General features: G+C 61.4%; 13 protein-coding genes. 10 read left to right on the top strand and 3 right to left on the bottom strand.

Going from position 1 to position 17,450, the window contains the following annotated elements; translation table 11 throughout:
* Positions 1-61 precede the first annotated feature (61 nt).
* A complete protein-coding gene (locus EDF58_RS13465; protein WP_132266385.1) occupies positions 62-1,477 on the bottom strand; it encodes a carbohydrate porin in 1,416 nt (471 codons plus the stop codon).
* A gap of 74 nt (positions 1,478-1,551) precedes the next feature.
* A complete protein-coding gene (gene dctA / locus EDF58_RS13460; RefSeq protein ID WP_243654248.1) occupies positions 1,552-3,033 on the bottom strand; it encodes a C4-dicarboxylate transporter DctA in 1,482 nt (493 codons plus the stop codon).
* Positions 3,034-3,161: 128 nt separating this feature from the next.
* Between dctA and EDF58_RS13455 the strand changes: the two genes are divergently transcribed.
* From EDF58_RS13455 to EDF58_RS13410, 10 genes are all read left to right on the top strand, one after another.
* Positions 3,162-4,409: a LysR family transcriptional regulator gene (locus tag EDF58_RS13455; protein ID WP_132266383.1), complete on the top strand. Its 1,248-nt coding sequence runs from the start codon at positions 3,162-3,164 to the stop codon at positions 4,407-4,409.
* Positions 4,410-4,875: 466 nt separating this feature from the next.
* Positions 4,876-7,251, top strand: a complete 2,376-nt coding sequence (locus tag EDF58_RS13450; protein WP_132266380.1) for a TonB-dependent receptor — start codon at positions 4,876-4,878, stop codon at positions 7,249-7,251.
* A gap of 18 nt (positions 7,252-7,269) precedes the next feature.
* Positions 7,270-8,196, top strand: coding sequence for an alpha/beta hydrolase (locus EDF58_RS13445; RefSeq protein WP_132266378.1), 927 nt, complete (start codon positions 7,270-7,272; stop codon positions 8,194-8,196).
* The gene (locus EDF58_RS13440) at positions 8,196-9,398 is read left to right on the top strand and encodes a mandelate racemase/muconate lactonizing enzyme family protein (protein WP_132266375.1); all 1,203 of its coding nucleotides are present in this window, start codon (positions 8,196-8,198) and stop codon (positions 9,396-9,398) included. The genes EDF58_RS13445 and EDF58_RS13440 overlap by 1 nt, the downstream gene beginning before the upstream one ends.
* A gap of 40 nt (positions 9,399-9,438) precedes the next feature.
* Positions 9,439-10,728, top strand: coding sequence for a hypothetical protein (locus tag EDF58_RS13435; RefSeq protein ID WP_132266372.1), 1,290 nt, complete (start codon positions 9,439-9,441; stop codon positions 10,726-10,728).
* A 278-nt stretch (positions 10,729-11,006) separates the two neighbouring features.
* A complete protein-coding gene (locus EDF58_RS13430) occupies positions 11,007-11,543 on the top strand; it encodes a sigma-70 family RNA polymerase sigma factor (protein WP_132266369.1) in 537 nt (178 codons plus the stop codon).
* A gap of 78 nt (positions 11,544-11,621) precedes the next feature.
* On the top strand, positions 11,622-12,653 hold the full coding sequence (locus EDF58_RS13425; RefSeq protein WP_132266366.1) for a FecR domain-containing protein: 1,032 nt from the start codon (positions 11,622-11,624) through the stop codon (positions 12,651-12,653).
* Positions 12,654-12,820: 167 nt separating this feature from the next.
* A complete protein-coding gene (locus tag EDF58_RS13420) occupies positions 12,821-15,253 on the top strand; it encodes a TonB-dependent receptor (RefSeq protein WP_165921409.1) in 2,433 nt (810 codons plus the stop codon).
* Between the two features lie 189 nt (positions 15,254-15,442).
* Positions 15,443-16,216, top strand: a complete 774-nt coding sequence (locus EDF58_RS13415) for an energy transducer TonB (RefSeq protein WP_243654247.1) — start codon at positions 15,443-15,445, stop codon at positions 16,214-16,216.
* 5 nt (positions 16,217-16,221) lie between these two features.
* Complete coding sequence (locus EDF58_RS13410) at positions 16,222-16,587, top strand: hypothetical protein (RefSeq protein WP_132266360.1); 366 nt, start codon at positions 16,222-16,224, stop codon at positions 16,585-16,587.
* Between the two features lie 248 nt (positions 16,588-16,835).
* Here EDF58_RS13410 and EDF58_RS13405 read toward each other — a convergent pair whose 3' ends face one another.
* Positions 16,836-17,429: a TetR/AcrR family transcriptional regulator gene (locus EDF58_RS13405; RefSeq protein ID WP_132266357.1), complete on the bottom strand. Its 594-nt coding sequence runs from the start codon at positions 17,427-17,429 to the stop codon at positions 16,836-16,838.
* Between the last annotated feature and the right edge of the window lie 21 nt (positions 17,430-17,450).

Genomic DNA, 17,450 nt, shown 5'->3' with positions numbered 1-17,450 from the left:
GCTGCCGATCTGGTGGAGTTATCGATCATCGATAAGTGGACGATTATTCCGAACTTACGTGTCATTTCCCGAAAAACTGTGCCAATTTCAGATCGACCCGCACGCCAAGGACTACAGCATCCGGAATGTCGGTCTTGCGACTGGTTGCGTAGATCGGGTCCGGGTTGATGGCATATTGCACGTTCGGCATGATCCTCAAGCCGGGCAGGGCCGCAATGGCGTAATTCAGCTCGGCGATGATCTCGTTGGCGCTGGGCGATCCAAGCCCGCCGGCCTTCGCACGCAAATCGCGCAAGTAGGCGATCTGCTGGTCGCTGAAGTGCGTGTTGGAGACGATAAAGCCGATCGTATCGCTGTCGCGGCCCTTGAACGTGCCGGTCTTGACCAGGCCGGCCGAAGCGAACCAGTCGAGCTGCTGGACATTGCCCGTGTTCACGAAGAGGCGGCCGAACACGGCGAGGTTGCGTTTGCTCTTGCCCGGAGCGCGAGCAACAGTCTGGTCGACCATGGCGTAGAGACCAAGGCGGTTGCCGCTCAACCTGGTGCGGGCGAGGCCGGTTAGCGCGGCCGAGTTGCTGTTGGCGTCGTAGTATGGGCTCTGTCCCCCGTCCGTGTTGAGGTAAAAGCCGAGCTTGTAGCGCCCCGGAAGCCGCGTCTTGGCAGGATCGCTTTCATAACCGATTTCGCCGGCCACCAGCGCACCCGTACCTTTGCCCAGCGAGAGATCAAGGCCGCCCTTGCCCTTGGCATTCAGCGCGTTGTCGTAGTCGAAGACACCGAGTTGAACGTAAGGTCCGTTGCGGAAGGAATATTTTGCCTTTGCCGCCCAGGACGAGTTGGGAAAGGCGGTAATGCCAATGTCGCTGATGCCGCCGTAGGCCGTCAGACAGGAGGTATTGCTCATGAAAACGCAGTTGAGCGGGGAATTGTTGAAGTAGCTGTTCACGGCAGCGCGACCTGCCATCACGTTCAAGCGGCCGAAGTCGTGCTCGATGTTGAACTGGGTCAGCCGCGGACCGGAGACGGGGCGCCAGGTCTGCTGGAAGCTGATCGAGTTTCCGATATATTCGCGGCCGAGGCTGTCGCCGCTGAACCAGGCGCCTTGAATGTGCAGTCTGGTGTCGGACCAGCCCAGCACCTTCTCGAGATCTACATTGGCTGCCCCGCTCACCCAGTGGGATTCGGCAAATCCCTTATCGTTGCCGCCGATCGGATTGCCGGCGATGTTTCCCACGAAGTCCAGCGACAGGTCTACGCCGTCCTTCTTGAGGTCACGCAGCGTCTCGCCGATGGGGTTGTCGTGCTGGAAACGTGCGAAACCGGTGAGAGCTTTTGCCGGATAGGAATTGTCAGGCTGGGCCGGTGCCGACGGCGCTGCGTCTTCCGCCGGGGCAGTGGGAGCCTCGTCCTGCGCATGGGCCGCAGCGGGGAGAATTTGCGCTGCCATGAGCATGGCGAGAACGCGGGTAACGGACATAAGGCTCTCCTCTCCGGCCGCGTCGCTGCGCGGCCGGTTATTCGTCTTTGGTGTTCTTCGGGTGGGAAGGGCGGTTAGGCGGCGATGCCCAACCGGCGCCGGGCGGCGTTGGTCCCCACGGCGGTGGCCAGAGTGTGCTCGTCGAGCTTGCCTTCCCACTTCGCAATGAAGATCGTGGCGATCGTATTGCCCACCAGGTTCACGAAGGTCAGTCCCTCCGCAAGGATGCGGTGGATGCCGAGGATCAGCGCGATCGAGGCGACCGGGATCGTCCCTGTGGTGTTCAAAGTGGCGGCAAGTACGACGAATGCCGCCCCCGCGACACCCGCAGCACCCTTCGAGGTCAGCAGCAAGACCGCGATCAGCCCAAGCTCATGCCAGAAGGTAAGATGCGTGTTGGTAGCCTGAGCGAGGAACACGGCGACGGTGGTGAGATAGAGGCAGGTTCCGTCGAGGTTGAAGGAATAACCGGCCGGCACCACGAAGCCGACCACGCTTTCCTCGCAGCCAAGCGCCCTCAGCTTCTCGATCAGGCGCGGCAGAACCGTTTCGGTGGACGTGGTGGCCGCGACGATCACGATTTCGTCCCAGATGTAGCCGAGCAGGCGCATAAGGCTGACGCCGCACCACCAGGCGATAGTGCCCATCACGATACCGGTGAAAGCGGCGCAGACCACGAAGAACTCCAGGATCAGTTCTCCGAGCGACAGCAGCGATGCCGTACCGAACTGTCCGACCGTAAAGGCGATCGCTCCGAAGGCACCGAGGGGCGCGAAGTACATGACATAGCCAATGATGCGGAACAGGCCTTGCGAGGCACTGTCGATCACCGTCATCATCGGCTTCGAGCGTTCGCCTCCGGCTGCCATGGCAAGGCCGAACAGCACTGCAATCAGCAGGACCTGCAGGACGTGGCCTTCCGTAAGGGCACCTGCGAAGGAGTCCGGGATGATCGCCATCAGGTAACCGGAAATCGACTGATCATGCGCGCTGGCGACATAACCCTGGATCGAGGCGGTGTCGATCGAAGCGGCATCCACGTTCATGCCAGCGCCCGGCTGCCAAAGGTCAACTCCGATGAGGCCGATGATCAGCGCGAGGATCGTCACGACCTCGAAGTAGATGATTGATTTCAGAGCGACGCGGCCGACGCTCTTCATGTCGTTCATGCTGCCGATGCCGTGCACCACGGTCACGAAGACGATCGGCCCGATCATCATCTTGATCAGTTTGATGAACGCATCGCCGAGTGGCTTCATGGCGACGGCCACGTCCGGCACGAAGTGACCCAGCAGGATCCCGATAACGGTGCCGGCGAGAACCTGGAACCACAGTTGACCGAATATGCCGAAACGCCCGGCAGGCTTCTTCTCTTCCAAAGTTTTCATCATCCAGCTTTTATCTTTGTCGTTTGGCGACCCACTGGCTTGAGGCTCGGCCATTCGCGAAGAATGGCGTTCGCAGGAAGCGTCTGAACACCCGTTTGGAGTGGCTGGAGCGAGAATCGAATGATCGTTGGGATCAATCCCAGCGGAGATCTTTCGCCCTTTATCCACTTCTAACCATAAGGTTAGGCATTCATTCGTTCACGTCCTCAACCCTTGTGTTGCGCCATGTACACGGGATATTGCGCTTCCCGGCAACGTCGATTTTCGAACGTAGTATAAGAAAAGCTGAGGTTCTGATGACTGACCCGATGCGCCTGAACCTTCGCCATTTGGAAACGGTGGCTGCCGCGGCCCGGCTCGGCACGATCAGCGCCGCGTCCAAGGCACTTCACGTTTCGCAGCCTGCGGCCACGCAAGCGATCGTGAATATCGAGAAGCAGCTTGGCCACCGTTTGCTCGATCGTCAGCCATCCGGCATCGAGCCAACGGAGGCGGGACAACTGTTGATCGTGCGCATCGAGCGCGCATTGTCCCTGCTTGAACGCGGAGGCCTCCGCTTGCGGCGCAGCGCCCGGCTGGCGGCCATCCCCAATATCGAGAGGCGCATCACGCTCGGCCAGTTGCAGACGCTGATGGCTGTTGACGAGGCGGGGAGCTTCGCCTTGGCCGCAAGCCGTTCCCGGCATTCTCAGGCTGCGCTGCATCGATCGGCGCGTGAGCTGGAAGATGTCGTTGGCGTATCGCTTCTGACGCGGCAAGGGCGAACGGTGGTTCCAACACCTGCCGCGCGGCGTTTCCTTCGGTTCGTCAGGCTGGTCCGCGCTGAACTCGAGGCCGGAATCGATGAATTGAACGGGCTCAGTTCGCGGGGAGGCGGCCGCATTCGGATCGGGACGATGCCCGTCTCCCGCGCCGTCCTTCTTCCGCAGGCCTTGGCACGTTTCACGGTCGCGAACGTCGATGCGCAAGTGCGCGTTGTCGAAGGGTCTTACCCTGACCTGCTCAACAACCTTCGCCACGGGGAACTCGACGTATTGCTCGGCGCGCTGCGCGATCCACTCCCCATTGCCGACGTCGTTCAAGAGGGAATGTACCTTGATGGCCCCATCATCGTGGGACGAACCAACCATCCGCTCGCACACGAGGAGTTCTCTTTCGCGCGTCTCCAGGACTTTCCATGGATTGTTACAGAGACAGGAACTCCGGGACGCCTGCGCTGGGAACGGATGTTCGCGAGCCACGGGATCGAGCCACCCAAGCTGAGAGTCGAAAGCGGATCGCTGGCGGTTATCCGCGGTCTTCTGCTTGAGGGTGACTGGCTCACGCTCCTTTCGCCCGATCAGATGCTCATAGAAGCCAGGGCAGGTCTGCTGACACGGATCGCAGACGCAGGGACAGCGCTTCGTCGCGAGATCGGCATAACAACCCGCTCCGATTGGCGCCCGACGCGCTTGCAGGCCGCCTTCATTGAGACGTTCCGCCAGGTATGTGGCGACTGGAGCGAGGGCAGGGCCACGAGCCGCCATCCGTTCCGTTACGCCTGAGGGCGCTCGGCATGCCATTACTGCTGGTGCTGCGCGGGCACAGTGCCGAGCTATATGTGCGACGCGGCTTGGCGCTCGTGGCATAGGCGGCGGCCGTGTGGTGGGCGCGCAGTCGCAATGCGTGGGGATTGGCATCGTCATCAGGTTCATCCGCAACTTGGTGAACCGATGGCGGCGATCAACGACTTCGATGAGCTGGCCTGCAACCGCCGTGTCGGCCACGGCCCATACCCTGGCTTTAGGCCTGAAAACCAACACTTGGGTTGCGCGCATATTGTCAACTATTTAGGTGGACATTGCGGGGCGGCTGATTATCGCTGCTCTGCAATGACCGAGGCGACGACGCCAGGTTGTATCGCAAACATGCGCTTCCAGTTTTGGCCTGACAGCCGCCCGGGCAGACTGCCCGGTGGACTTGACGCGCGCATGTTTCGTCCACCGACCTCAAAGTGTTCAAGGGGATGTAATGTCGCTCGCCCGAATTCTGCCGTCGTTCCTTCTGGGAGCATCCACGATTGCGCTGCTTGGTACCGACCCTGCGTCGGCTGAAGAAGCGCCATCGTCGCCTGCCGCAGAGGCTGCCCTGCACGATGATGGCGAAATCCTGGTTACGGCGCGCCGCCGGCAGGAACGTGCGCAGGATGTGCCGATCTCTCTCAGCACTGTCGACGACCGGGCGCTTGTGGCGACCGGTTTTAGCAACCTCACCCAGATTTCGACACTCACGCCCAGCCTTGCCATTCGCGGGACCAATGCAAGAAACACTTACATCAATATTCGTGGGCTCGGTTCGAATTCCACCCAGAACGATGGTCTTGAGATCGGCGTCGGCGTTTATGTCGACGACGTCTATTACGGGCGCGTCGGGTCTTCCCAATTCGACCTCATCGACCTCGACCATGTCGAAGTACTGCGAGGGCCTCAGGGCACTCTGTTTGGCAAGAACACAACGGCGGGTGCGATCAGCATCGCAACGCGCGAGCCAAGTTTCGAACCTGAATTTCGCGGTGAGGTGTCGCTCGGAGAGAACGGCTATCGGCAATTCAGGGCCAGCGGCAGCACCGCGCTTGTGCCCGACAGGCTGGCGCTGCGGTTGACGGCATCGCGCACCCTTGAGAACGGATATTTCGACAACGCCTACAATGGCGGCCGCGTAGGCGACAGCCGGAACACCGCGCTTCGCGGGCAATTGCTGTTCCTGCCTTCGGAACGGGTGAAGATCAGGCTGATCGGGGACTATTCCAGGCAGGCGGCCTCGGGTTTCGGCAGTTCCTGGATCGGGTACTTCACCAAGTACGACAACGGCGCGACCATCAGCAACAACATCATCGATCGCCTGAGCCGGCTCGGTTACGCCCAGCCTGGCGCGTTTGGCGATCCTTACGCGCGCGTTACTGCCCTCAATGCTCCGACGACGTCGCATATGAACAGCGGCGGTGCATCGGGCAAAGTCGATGTCGATCTGGACTGGGCGACGCTGACTTCGATTACCGCCTACCGCCAGTGGAACTGGTATCCGCAGAATGACACGGACGGCACCGCGCTCGATATCAATCCGATCGGCGGGACCGGCAATCGGCAGCGCCAGTTCAGCCAGGAAGTCCGTCTGGCATCGCAAGGAGAGCGTAAGCTCGACTATGTCGTGGGGCTTTACTACTTCCATCAGATCATTCACGCGCTGAGCCAGTATGCGCTGGGATCGGACTATGCGGCCTGGAACAATCCCACCGCGAGGCGGGATCTCGCTAATTATGCCTATGCAGGGTTCGAGGCGGACTCGGCGGCGCAACCGAAGACCGACAGCTATGCCGCTTTCGGGCAAACGACATGGCATGTCTCCGACGCGCTGAGCCTGACGGCGGGCCTGCGCTTCACACACGAGGACAGGCAGGCCAGTTATGACCAGTATGCCGTCGCCGGCAACGACTTGTCCGTGCTGAGCGCGGCGGATCAGGCGACGGCGCAAGCTCTTCGAGACGCCCTCTATCCGGCCACCAGTTATTTCCGGAAGGTCAGCGACAACGCGCTTACCGGCCAGATCAATATCGCCTACAAGATTGCGCCCGACATTCTTGCGTTCGCCAGCTATGCACGCGGCGTGAAGTCCGGCGGGGTCAATGTTGGCCAGCTTCCTGCTGGAGTCTCCGGCATTGTCGATCCGGAAAAGGTAAATGCCTACGAAGTGGGCCTCAAGTCCCAGTTCTGGGATCGCAGGATCACGGCAAATCTTGCAGGCTTCTGGACCGAAGTGCAGGACTATCAGGCCGCCATTGCCGAGCAGATCGGCACGACGACCTCCTACCGGCGTTACATCTCCAACATTCCCGGCGTTCGTTCGCGCGGGGTGGAGGCGGATCTTTCGTTCGCGCCTACCCGACAGCTCAGACTGACGGCTTCCGGCGCCTATACCGATGCAACCTACAAGGAGTACCCCAACGCGCAGGCGGCTGCGGAAAACCGGAATCTCAGCCAGACCCAGGACCTGAGCGGTGTGCAACTGCCGAACATATCGAAGTTCACTTACGCGCTCTCGGCCGACTGGACGCATCCGGTCCGGATCGTCAGCGACGATGAACTCTACTTGCGGGCGGACTTCAATCATCGGTCTTCCTACAAGACCGATGAAACCAATTCGCGCTATTCGAAGATTCCGGGTTACGGGGTGCTTAATGCCCGCCTGGGCGTGCGTCTGGAAGACGGCCGCTGGGACCTTTCCATCTGGGCCCGCAATCTGCTCGACAAGAACTACCTCACTACTCTGACGACCGCAGCAACAGGGCTGATTACCGCCCAGATCGGCAATCCACGTCAGGTCGGCGGAACCTTGCGCGTCAACTTCTAAGAAAGAGGGAGAACGGTCTTGTCGTTCATCAATCGCTTGTTACCGCTCGTGCTGCCCTTCGCGATGCTGCCGGTATCGGTCCAGGCCGCGCCAAACGCGGCACCCGGTCAATGCGAACAGGCTCCCGGCGGCATTGAGGTCGATGCCGGAGAGGGCGTGCACATCCATATCCGCACAATCGGCAAGGGAACACCGATACTGTTCATTCCCTCCCTGGCGCGCGGCGTTGCCGATTTCGACGAGGTGGCCTCGTTGCTGGCCCGGGAGGGGTATATGTCGATTCTTCCCGATCCGCGTGGAACCGGCCGTACCCAGGGGCCTGCACCGGCTAGCCTGTTCGATCTGGCACATGACGCTGAAGTGGCAGCGGCCAGGCTTTGCAATGGACCGGTTCATGTCGTCGGCCATGCATTCGGCAACCGGGTCGCCCGCGCACTGGCGACCTCCAGTCCGGGGACCGTCCGTGATGTCGTGCTGCTGGCTGGCGGCGGCAAGGCGAAGCCTCTTCCGCAAGTGGGCGATTCCATAACCGTTTCTGCGTCCGAAAGCGGCTTTTCGGACGCGGCGCGGCTGAAGGCTCTCCAGACGGCGTTTTTCGCGCCGGGTCATGATCCTAGAGTTTGGCTGACCGGATGGTACGGGCAGGCGCTGGCCTTTCAGGGGGCGGCCATGAAGGGATCGTCGGTCGACCAATGGTGGAGCGGTGGCAGCGCCCCGATTCTGCTTGTGCAGGCCGACGAGGATCCCGTCGCGCCGAGTGGCAATGCCGACCAGTTGAAAGCCGATATCGGCGACCGGTTGCGCACGGTTACCCTTCGCCGGGCAAGCCATGCGATTCTTCCCGAACAGCCGGGGGCGGTTGCCTGGCTACTGGCCCGCTACTTTGCGGGCGAACGGGACGAGACGGTTCTGCAAGAGGGCACCGATGCCCGGGTGGAACGCTGATGGAACGCAGGAACCTATTGCAGGGCCTTGTCGTGGCACCTTTTGCGGCCTTGGCTCCGACAACGGCGTTGGCCCTGCCGCGCCAAACGGCGGAGACCACAATCGCTGACCTCGACGTGTTCGAGGTTCATGTGAACAGGCGTGGAAACTGGGTGCTGGCAAGGCTAAAGACCGCCAATGGTCTGACCGGGATCGGCGATGCGTCGCACGGCGGCGATGATCGGCAGACGGTGGCCTATCTCAAGCAGCTGACCGATTTGCTGCGTGGCCGACAGGTCTTCGATGTGGAATGGTTTCGGCAGGCCGCGAACCAGATCGTGGCTGGATCGGCGGGCAAGGCGCGGTCAGCGGCGAGCGCGTTGGAACAGTGCATGTGGGATCTCATCGGCAAGACGACGGGACAGCCGGTTCACCAGCTCTTCGGAGGCAGACTGCATGACCGCATTCCGCTCTATGCCAATATCAACCGCTCAGCCGATCCCCGCACGCCGGAAGGCTTCGCTGCCATGGCGCAGCGCGCGGTCGATGCGGGTTTCGATGCTGTCAAACTCGCGCCTTTTGATGAGATGCCGAAAATTCCGTCGGATGACGCAGATGTTGCGGCCGGCACTCATCACGGCATCGCCTGTGCCGAAGCGGTACGGCAGGTAATCGGGCCGAACCGCCGCCTGTTGATAGACGTGCATAGCCGCTTCACGCTCGCACAGGGGCTCAAGCTTTTACGGCGTTTCGAACCGCTCAATCTCTTCTGGCTGGAGGAAGTTACGGCAGAAGACGGTTTTGACGATCTCGCCGCCATCAACAAAGCGGCCCCGATGACGACTGCCGGCGGCGAGGCGCTTCATGGCATCGCTGCCTTCTATCGCTACATCCGGTCTGGTGCCGTCGATATCGTCATGCCCGACGTGAAGCTTTGCGGCGGCATGCTGGAGTTGAAGAAGATTGCCGCCATCGCCGAAGCGGCAGGAGTTCCCGTCTCACCGCATGGACCGGCAAGCCCGGTCGGTACGGTGGCGGCGGCGCAAGTGATGGCAACGGTTCCCAACTTCAACATCCTGGAGTTCGCTTATGGCGAAGTCCCATGGCGCGCCGATCTGCTGGATACGCCCGAGGACGTTACCGGAGGCAACTTGGCACTTTCAAAGAAGCCGGGTCTCGGCGTCGAATTGAACATGAAAACGGTTGCGCGATATGCCGCATGACGGCGTTGGCCTTCGATCGTCCCGTAAAAAGAGGTTTGCAATGAACCGCCGCGAGGTTCTGGCATCGATTGCCGCAACGCCTTTTCTGTTTGATGCCGCCTCCGCGCTGGCGAGGGACGGATCGCTCGCAAGCCCGGATATGATCGAGGAAGACCTGCGCCGCTATATCGCGTTTGGTTCGAAGGCGTCGGGCGGTGCCGGCGATAATGCCTCTGGCGAATGGATTGCCGGGGAACTCGCCAGAGCGGGTTACAAAGTCGAGCGCTCGATATTCGAGGCTCCCTTCTTTGAACCCGATGTGGTCGAACTGCGTGCTGGGGGATCGTCGGCACGCCTGATTGCACAAGCCATCGTGAAGCAGACGCCGCGTGAAGGCGTCGAAGGGCGCCTGTTCCGCTTTGACCCGCTCAAGCCCGAACAGATCCCGGGCGGCGCGCTGGTGCTTGTCGACCTGCCACGGCAAGGCTGGTCGACAGCCACTGCGCCGATCATCCGCAAGGCCGTGAAGGCGTGCGAGGATGCGGGTGCCAATGGAGCGATCCTGGTCACCAACGGTCCGACCGGCGAGGCCATCGCACTCAATGCACCGGGCGACGAGCCGCTGTTTTCGCTTCCCACCGCATGCCTGGCTCCCCGCGATGCTGGGCCTTTCTTCGAAGCTGCCGGAAAGAAGGAGACTGCACGGCTCTTCATAGTGGGGCGGGCAGGGAGGCGGGGCGCATTCAATATTGCAGGGCGATGGTCGGCACCCGGCTGGGCGAAGACGGTCATTGTCACCACGCCGCGATCGGGATGGATGACCTGCGCGGCCGAACGGGGGCCGGGCATTGCGATCTGGCTCGATCTCATGCGGTGGCTGCCGACCAGCGGATTGGCGCTCAACGTGATCTTCAGCAGCAATAGCGGGCACGAATACGAGAATTTGGGAGCGTCGCACCAGATTGGACAATTGCTCCCCCAGCCTCGGGATACGGCGCTGTTTCTGCTCTTCGGCGCCAGCGTCGTTACCAAGGCAACCCAGGAATACGAAGGGCGACTGAGCGTCCTTCCTGATGGAACCGCGCCACGCAGTTGCATCGTCACCGCCGGAACAGACAGTCTCGCGCGTTCCGTTCTTGCGGGGTGGGAAGGATGGGCCGATCCCGCTTTTGTGACTGATGGCGGAGCAGGTGAAGCTGGGACTGCTATCCGGGCCGGCTATCCTAATGTCATCGGGTTCATTGGTTCCAATCCCTATCATCATGTGGCTGGTGATACAGGCGGGAATGTCGACAGCGCTCAAATCAAGGCCGTCGCCCTGGCGAGTAGAGAACTGCTAAGGCGAATTTGACAAAGCTTATACCTTCGACCTCCTAACGGACGACTGCCGTTCACTGGCACGATGAATGGTGGTGCGAGGTTAGGCCTGCGCGCTCCTCGATCATTCTCCCAACACATTGGCATGGCCCGCTTTTCCAAGAGAGTCATGGCCCAACATTTGCCCTGAGTCCGCACGCCCGATCGACCTGCGGAAAATCGCTCCACCAGCGATATTGCAAATCTCTCGCAATAAGCTAGTGGGGCGTGGCAGGCATATCTGCGAAGCAACCATCCGAGAAGGCACGCGATTTGAACAGCGTACAGGCCCGCTTGCGCATCTATGCCGAGCATCGGCCTGCGCTCGTAGACTACGCGGCGCCGATCGTGGGATCGCGCGACAATGCCGAGGATGTCGTGCAGGAGGCTTACTTCCGCTTCGTGCCGACGCGGCCGCCGCTTTTGCTCGGGCTGCGCACGCCGGTCGGCTATCTCTATCGCATCGTGCGCAACATCGCTATCGACTGGACCCGGCGTGACGCGGCCGAAAAACGGCGCGATGCGGCCTATGCCCTTACACGCGATCCGCTTCCGCTTGCCCCCTCCGCGGAAGACGAACTGATCTGCAATGACGAGGCGCGGATCGTCCTTGCCGCGCTGGCCGAACTGCCTGAAAAGAAACGCCGCGCCTACGAGATGAGCGTTTTCGGTGAGTTGTCCTCGGCAGCGATTGCCCAGCAGCTTGAGGTTTCGCGCGCCACCGCGCATCGCCTGGTTCAGGAGGCGATGCTTCACGTCATGCGCGCCGTGGAACGGATCGGCATGAAGGACGATGACCATGCGGCCTGAGACAGATATCCTTGGCGCTCGTCATATGGATGAAGCTGGCTGCCGCACTTGGTCGCCCGGCGAGGTAAAGCCTCAGCGATGACTGTATCCGACGATAGAATGGGCTTGCCGGATCAGGTGCTGCTCGATGCATCGGACTGGCATTTGCGTCTCCAGGACGAGCCCGACGATCTGCAACTTCGCAGCGCGTTCGAGGCCTGGCTGGAAAGCGAGGCGTCACATCAGGCAGCATGGGCGCTATTGGAGCGCTCTTTACGTGCCTCGCGGCAGACCGAACCTGTTCACCGCGCCGATTGGCAGGCGCGCCGGGATGAACTGCCGGCGTTGGGTGCTCCGCCGGCACGAAAATCGACACAGTCTCGACGTTCCCATTCTCGCGCGGCAAGGCGCGCGGCGTTGGGGGCGGTCGCGGCCGCGCTCGTTGCCGTGGTCACGGGTCCTCAAATCCTGCTCCAGCTTCGCTCGGATTATGCAAGCGGAACCGGTGAGATCGAGCCTCTTGCGCTGCAGGACGGTTCGAAGGTCATATTGAGCGCCCGCAGCGCGATCACCCAAGACTTCAGCCATGGGGGTCGCAGGATCGGTCTGCTGGAGGGCGAAGCATGGTTCGATGTCGCGCACGATCCGTCGCGCCCATTTACGGTGCAAGCCGAGGACATGACCGTGACGGTCACCGGCACGGCTTTCGACGTGGGGATGACGGACGAGACCTTGAGTGTCAGCGTTGCCCGGGGTTCCGTGCGGGTCGAGCGTGCGGGTAGAAGGCCGGTTGTTGCTGCTCTTAAGCCCGGACAACGCCTGACGGTCGATCGGCAAACGGGCAAGGCAGCAAGCCTTGCCGTCAGTTCCCTAGAAATTGGCGCATGGCGCGGCGGTCGACTGGCCGTACGCAATGCCAGCGTGTCGGAAGTTGTCGAAGTGCTTCAGAGGCATTTTTCGGGGCGGATAATTTTGCGCGGCGATGCGCTAAGGATGGCCCGCGTTACCGGCGTCTACGACCTCGGCGATCCGGTCGGTTCGCTGCAGATCCTGCTTAATTCCAGCGGCGCGAACATGACCCATATCACGCCGTGGCTCATCCTTGTCTCCGCGCCCGATCCCCATCCATAAATTTTTCTCGCAGTGTGAGACAAACCAGACCTGGGCTTCGTCGTGTCCATGAATGGCTATTGCGAAGCACGCGCAACATGCCGTCCTGAACTAACGAACCCGGGGGTTTCATGATTGAAGTTTCGTCCTCGCCGCATACTCGGCGAGCAAGTGCTGTCATCAAGGCTTTGCTGATCGGTGCCAGCGCGGCGGCCATGGTTCCGAGCTTGCCTGCCACTGCCCAGACCACCGCCGCATCGCGGGCCACGCAGTTCAACATTGCGCCGCAGTCGCTTGAATCAGCCATCATGGCATTCGGCCTCCAGTCCGGAATGCGGGTAACGGCAGACCAGGGTGTTCTGGCTGGACGACAGAGCCCCGGGGTTTCGGGCAATCTCGGATCGTTCGAGGCTCTCAGCCGCCTCCTCGCCGGAACGGGCGTCACCTGGCGCCAGATCGATGGACGCTCGGTCGCGCTTGTGCGGGCACCGGAAAGCGCACAGGGCGACGCGATCCAGTTGGGGCCGGTCAAGGTCTCGGGTGCCGGGGAAGGGGGCGATGGCGGGACGATCCTGAGCAGTGATGCCTCCGCAACGGAAGGTACGCGCTCCTACACCACCAGGGCGCCCAGCAGCACGTCCACCGGGTTGAATTTGACCTTGCGCGAAACCCCGCAGTCGATCAGCGTCATCACCCGTGAGCGCATGGACGATCAGCGTCTTATATCGATCACCGACGTCCTCCAACAGACGCCGGGCATCAATCTGACGCGCGATGGTGGCGAGCGCTTCGGCATTTCCGCGCGCGGCGGTGCAGTCAACAGCTTTCAGTACGACGGCGTGCTCACCCAAGTGCAGAACACGACCCGCACCGTGCCGCAGACCGCCTTGGACACTGCGCTTTACGATCGGATCGAGGTGTTGCGCGGCGCCACTGGCCTGATGACGGGCGCCGGTGATCCGGGTGGCCTCGTCAACCTGATCCGCAAGCGGCCTACCCGGGAATTGCAAGGGTATCTCCAGACCAATGTGGGTTCCTGGAATTTCTATCGCGCCGAAGCGGATATCTCCGGACCTCTGATCAAGGGGGGCGCGCTTCGTGCCCGGGCGGTCGCGATGGCGCAGGACAATGACACGTTCATGGATGCCTATAGTCAGAAGAGCAATCTGCTCTACGGCGTGATTGAGGCCGATCTGGGTGCGACCACACTCGTGCGTGCCAGCATCGATTACCAGCGTTATCGTCCCGAAGGTTCGCCGGGCGTCGCTGGCGTATTCAGCAATGGCCAGCAGACCCATTTTTCGCGCTCCACCAGCAGCGGTGCCAATTGGGGCGGCGACGATTTCGACACCTATAACTACGCATTAGCCCTTGAGCAGCGACTGCCGTACGATTGGATGCTGAAGGCCAATGCGAACTTCATGACGGTGGACCGTCACTTCAACACCGCCCGATACCAGCCCAGTTCGGTTGCCGCATCTCTCGACCAGGAGACAGGACAGGCCAATGCCGACGTATCCGAAGGCTTTGCGAGGCAGGATCAGCAAGGCGTGCTAGTGGCGTTATCGGGGCCGCTTCATCTCTTCGGTCAGGAACATGAGCTATACTTCAGCTACAATTATAACCGTTACTTCAATGACTATGCTGCCTCGACATCGACGGACAGCAAGGCGTTTAACTATTATACGTGGAACAACCAGTTCCCGCAGCCTTCGGGGTATGCACCGGCGCTGACGCAATACTTCTATTACAAGCAACAGGGCATCAACGCCTCTGCGCGCCTGAAGCCCTTGGCGAACGTGAATGTCATTCTCGGTGGGCGACTGACCAACTTCGATTACGAGAATTACCTCAGCTATCCCGCAACCGGCACCGGGTTCAGTTATGGTGATACGAAGGCGCGCGGCAAGTTCACACCCTATGCGGGGGTAGTGGTGGATCTGAACCGGCATCATTCGCTCTATGCCAGCTATGCCGACATCTTCCAGCCGCAGAGCAGCCTCGACCGTAACGGCAATATCCTGCCGCCGGTGATCGGCTCGAACTATGAGATTGGCTGGAAGGGCGCGTTCCGGGACGACACTCTCAACGCCAGCGTCGCGCTCTATCAGGTCATTCGCGATAACGTGGGCGAACTGGATGATGGCTATCTTGTGCCCGGAACGACCGATACGCAGGCCTATCGGCCGGTGAAGGGCGCCAAGACGCGCGGCATCGAGGCGGAAATCAACGGCGAAGTGCTGCCCGGCTGGAACCTTTCGGCAAGCTACACCCATGTGGTGACCCGCGATGCCGAAGGCGTGCGTTCGCTCACGCAGATTCCCAAGGATACTGTCAAGTTCTGGACCACTTACCGCTTCGACGTGGCCGAACGGCCGCTTACGCTGGGCGGCGGCGTGAACTGGACCAGCGCAACCTATTATCCGTTCAAGACCTTCCGCATCGCACAAGGTGACTATGCGGTGGCGAACCTGATGGCGCGCTACGAGTTCAACGACAGCCTGTCCGCCTCGGTCAACCTCAACAACCTGTTCGACAAGACCTACTACGTCAGCATGTATACGCTGAGCGTCTACGGACAGCCTCGCAATGTGATGGGAACGGTGCGCTACGGCTTCTGAGAGGACTGTGTCGCGGCAATCAGCCTTGGCGCAAGGAACGGACGGCAGGCTTGTCGTCCGTCCTCTGTCGCTGCGCCAGTCGTTGGCCGTATTTCACACCTGCAGTCTCGGCCGAATTCTGCCTGCTTTGCTGGCGTCGTCTCTCGCCTGTTCGGCAGGCATTCTCATTTTGCGCTCTGGATCCGCTTCATGACCACTTCTCTCGCCATGCGCCGGCTTTCTGTCGCAATCCCCGTGGAAGGCGCGCGCGAGCCTGTCTCACCGCCGCGTGTCCGCTATTCCGATCAGCCTGTATCGCTGCGGACGCGTTTGGCCGGCTTCGGCGGCACGAGCGCGATCTGCCTTGCGATCCTTGCAGGGCTGCTGCTGACGTGGCGTACATATACAGCCCCCCCGCCGCCGGCGAACATTGCCGCTTTCAATGTCGCTCCTCCTGCCGCGCCGCCGGAACCCGTGCGCGAGGTCCCGCCCGGCCCAGAGCAAGTCAAAAGGGAGCAGCAGAAGCCCAGGCCCGAAAAGCTGGAAGTCGAGATGCCGAAGATCGCGATTCCGAACACCAATGCCCTGTCGGTCGCGCCTCCCGCCAAGCCGGTGCCGGTTGATCCAGGCCCGCCGATAAAGGAAACGACCGCGCCTATCAGCAAGCCGGCTCCGCCCGCGCCCCAGGTATCGAGCGGCAAGCCAACCTGGCAGGGTCTCGTCCTTGGAGCGCTGGATAAAGTGAAGCGCTACCCGCGCGACGCTCACTTCGCGCGCCAACAGGGCGTGCCCTATATCCGCTTCACGATGGACCGGCAGGGTAAAGTGCTCTCGGTATCGCTGGAGCGTCCCTCTGGCTTCCGCTCGCTCGACCGGGAAGCGCTGGCGCTGCCGAAGCGCGCACAGCCGCTGCCCAAGCCGCCTGAGGACGTCAAAGGCGACGCGATCGAACTCGTCGTGCCTGTCGAATTCTTCATGCAGTGAGGCCGATGGCTTACAGCAATCGTCTGCTTCGCCGCCGGCCGCGCATCGAGCGCCGCGTGTTGGCGCTTTTACGCGGCGAGACTAATCCGTTGCTGGATGGTCACGACGTCAACGCGTTTGTCCGCCTGCGTCATCTGGCCCGGCGCAAAGGACTGGTCATTCATGAAGCGGAAGTGCCCTACCTCGGAGACGACGAACTGACTCTGCTGTCATGGCTCGCCGCGTCGCAGCGCATTGCTGCAACACATCTGCGACCAGCGGATCGCTGTCTCGCTGCTATCATTACGTGTTGTGGCGTTGCTCTGCAGCAGGCCGGGCTAATGCTGTATCCGCTCACACTCTACCAGTACCGATTGCAGAGGGGCACGTAAGGTGGCTTGGCTCTCTCAATGCCATCTGGTCGGGTCGACCATTTCCCGGAGAAAGTTTCGATCGGTGGGGTCTTCCCATGCCCTTGCTCAGCGTTACGACCGGGCGAGCATCGCCTGGCGGCTTGCTGCCACAGAGCATGAGGTGCTGGTCGCGGGAGGTCCTTCGACAAGGCTTGAGCCTTTTGCGGGAACACGCCCAGGCAGCACTCTAAAGCGGATCATGAGGGTCCGCGTCGCAGCCAGCCTGCTCAGGCGGACGGTCGTGTGCTAAGCAAGCCGAGAATGAGGGCATGCATGCCATAGGCGAATTCTGCTTCGATATCCGCGGCGTACTTCCCATCGATAGGCCGTTCCCCATCTTCCGTGCGTGAATAGACGGTGTCCGCCAGTGCAATGCAGTGGAAAGCCACGGTCGAGAGCAACCGTCCTGCCGTTTCGGGCGTAATCCCGAAAGCGTTCGCTGTTGCGGCATGATGTGCGCGAATGCGCTCGATCATCGCTGGCATCTGGGCCTTGCGGCGTATCATGTAGAGCGCCAGCCCAGGATGACGGCCGACAAGGTCACGTAGCGACGCGCTGAACGCGACGAGATAATTCTCCAGCGTCTCCCCCTGCGGCGCCGGCATATCCCAGCGCAGGAAGATCGCATCGGCAACCAGGAGCTTCAGCGCCTCCAGATTCGGCACATGTTTGTAGAGCGCCATGTGGCTCACCCCGATCCGCGCCGCCAGGCCCACGAAAGTCAGGTCGGGCAGCCCCATGGCAATGCCCGCATCGACGATCCGCTCGCGCGTGATGGTGGCCGGGCGGCCTCGCCGGGGCTGTTCGGGCGCGGTGGTCATGCCGCTCCTATCGCGCAAAGC

The organism is Novosphingobium sp. PhB57, from assembly GCF_004342985.1.
Classification (GTDB): Bacteria; Pseudomonadota; Alphaproteobacteria; order Sphingomonadales; family Sphingomonadaceae; genus Novosphingobium.
The sequence above is the reverse complement of the archived record's forward strand: the minus strand, read 5'-3'. Positions and strand labels throughout refer to the sequence as shown.

Excerpts from the sequence above, each read along its gene's own strand:
- EDF58_RS13465 (WP_132266385.1), bottom strand. The coding sequence starts at position 1,477 with ATGTCCGTTACCCGCGTTCTCGCCATGCTCATGGCAGCGCAAATTCTC.
- EDF58_RS13455 (WP_132266383.1), top strand. The coding sequence starts at position 3,162 with ATGACTGACCCGATGCGCCTGAACCTTCGCCATTTGGAAACGGTGGCT.
- EDF58_RS13450 (WP_132266380.1), top strand. The coding sequence starts at position 4,876 with ATGTCGCTCGCCCGAATTCTGCCGTCGTTCCTTCTGGGAGCATCCACG.
- EDF58_RS13440 (WP_132266375.1), top strand. The coding sequence starts at position 8,196 with ATGGAACGCAGGAACCTATTGCAGGGCCTTGTCGTGGCACCTTTTGCG.
- EDF58_RS13435 (WP_132266372.1), top strand. The coding sequence starts at position 9,439 with ATGAACCGCCGCGAGGTTCTGGCATCGATTGCCGCAACGCCTTTTCTG.
- EDF58_RS13425 (WP_132266366.1), top strand. The coding sequence starts at position 11,622 with ATGACTGTATCCGACGATAGAATGGGCTTGCCGGATCAGGTGCTGCTC.
- EDF58_RS13415 (WP_243654247.1), top strand. The coding sequence starts at position 15,443 with ATGACCACTTCTCTCGCCATGCGCCGGCTTTCTGTCGCAATCCCCGTG.
- EDF58_RS13410 (WP_132266360.1), top strand. The coding sequence starts at position 16,222 with ATGGCTTACAGCAATCGTCTGCTTCGCCGCCGGCCGCGCATCGAGCGC.
- EDF58_RS13405 (WP_132266357.1), bottom strand. The coding sequence starts at position 17,429 with ATGACCACCGCGCCCGAACAGCCCCGGCGAGGCCGCCCGGCCACCATC.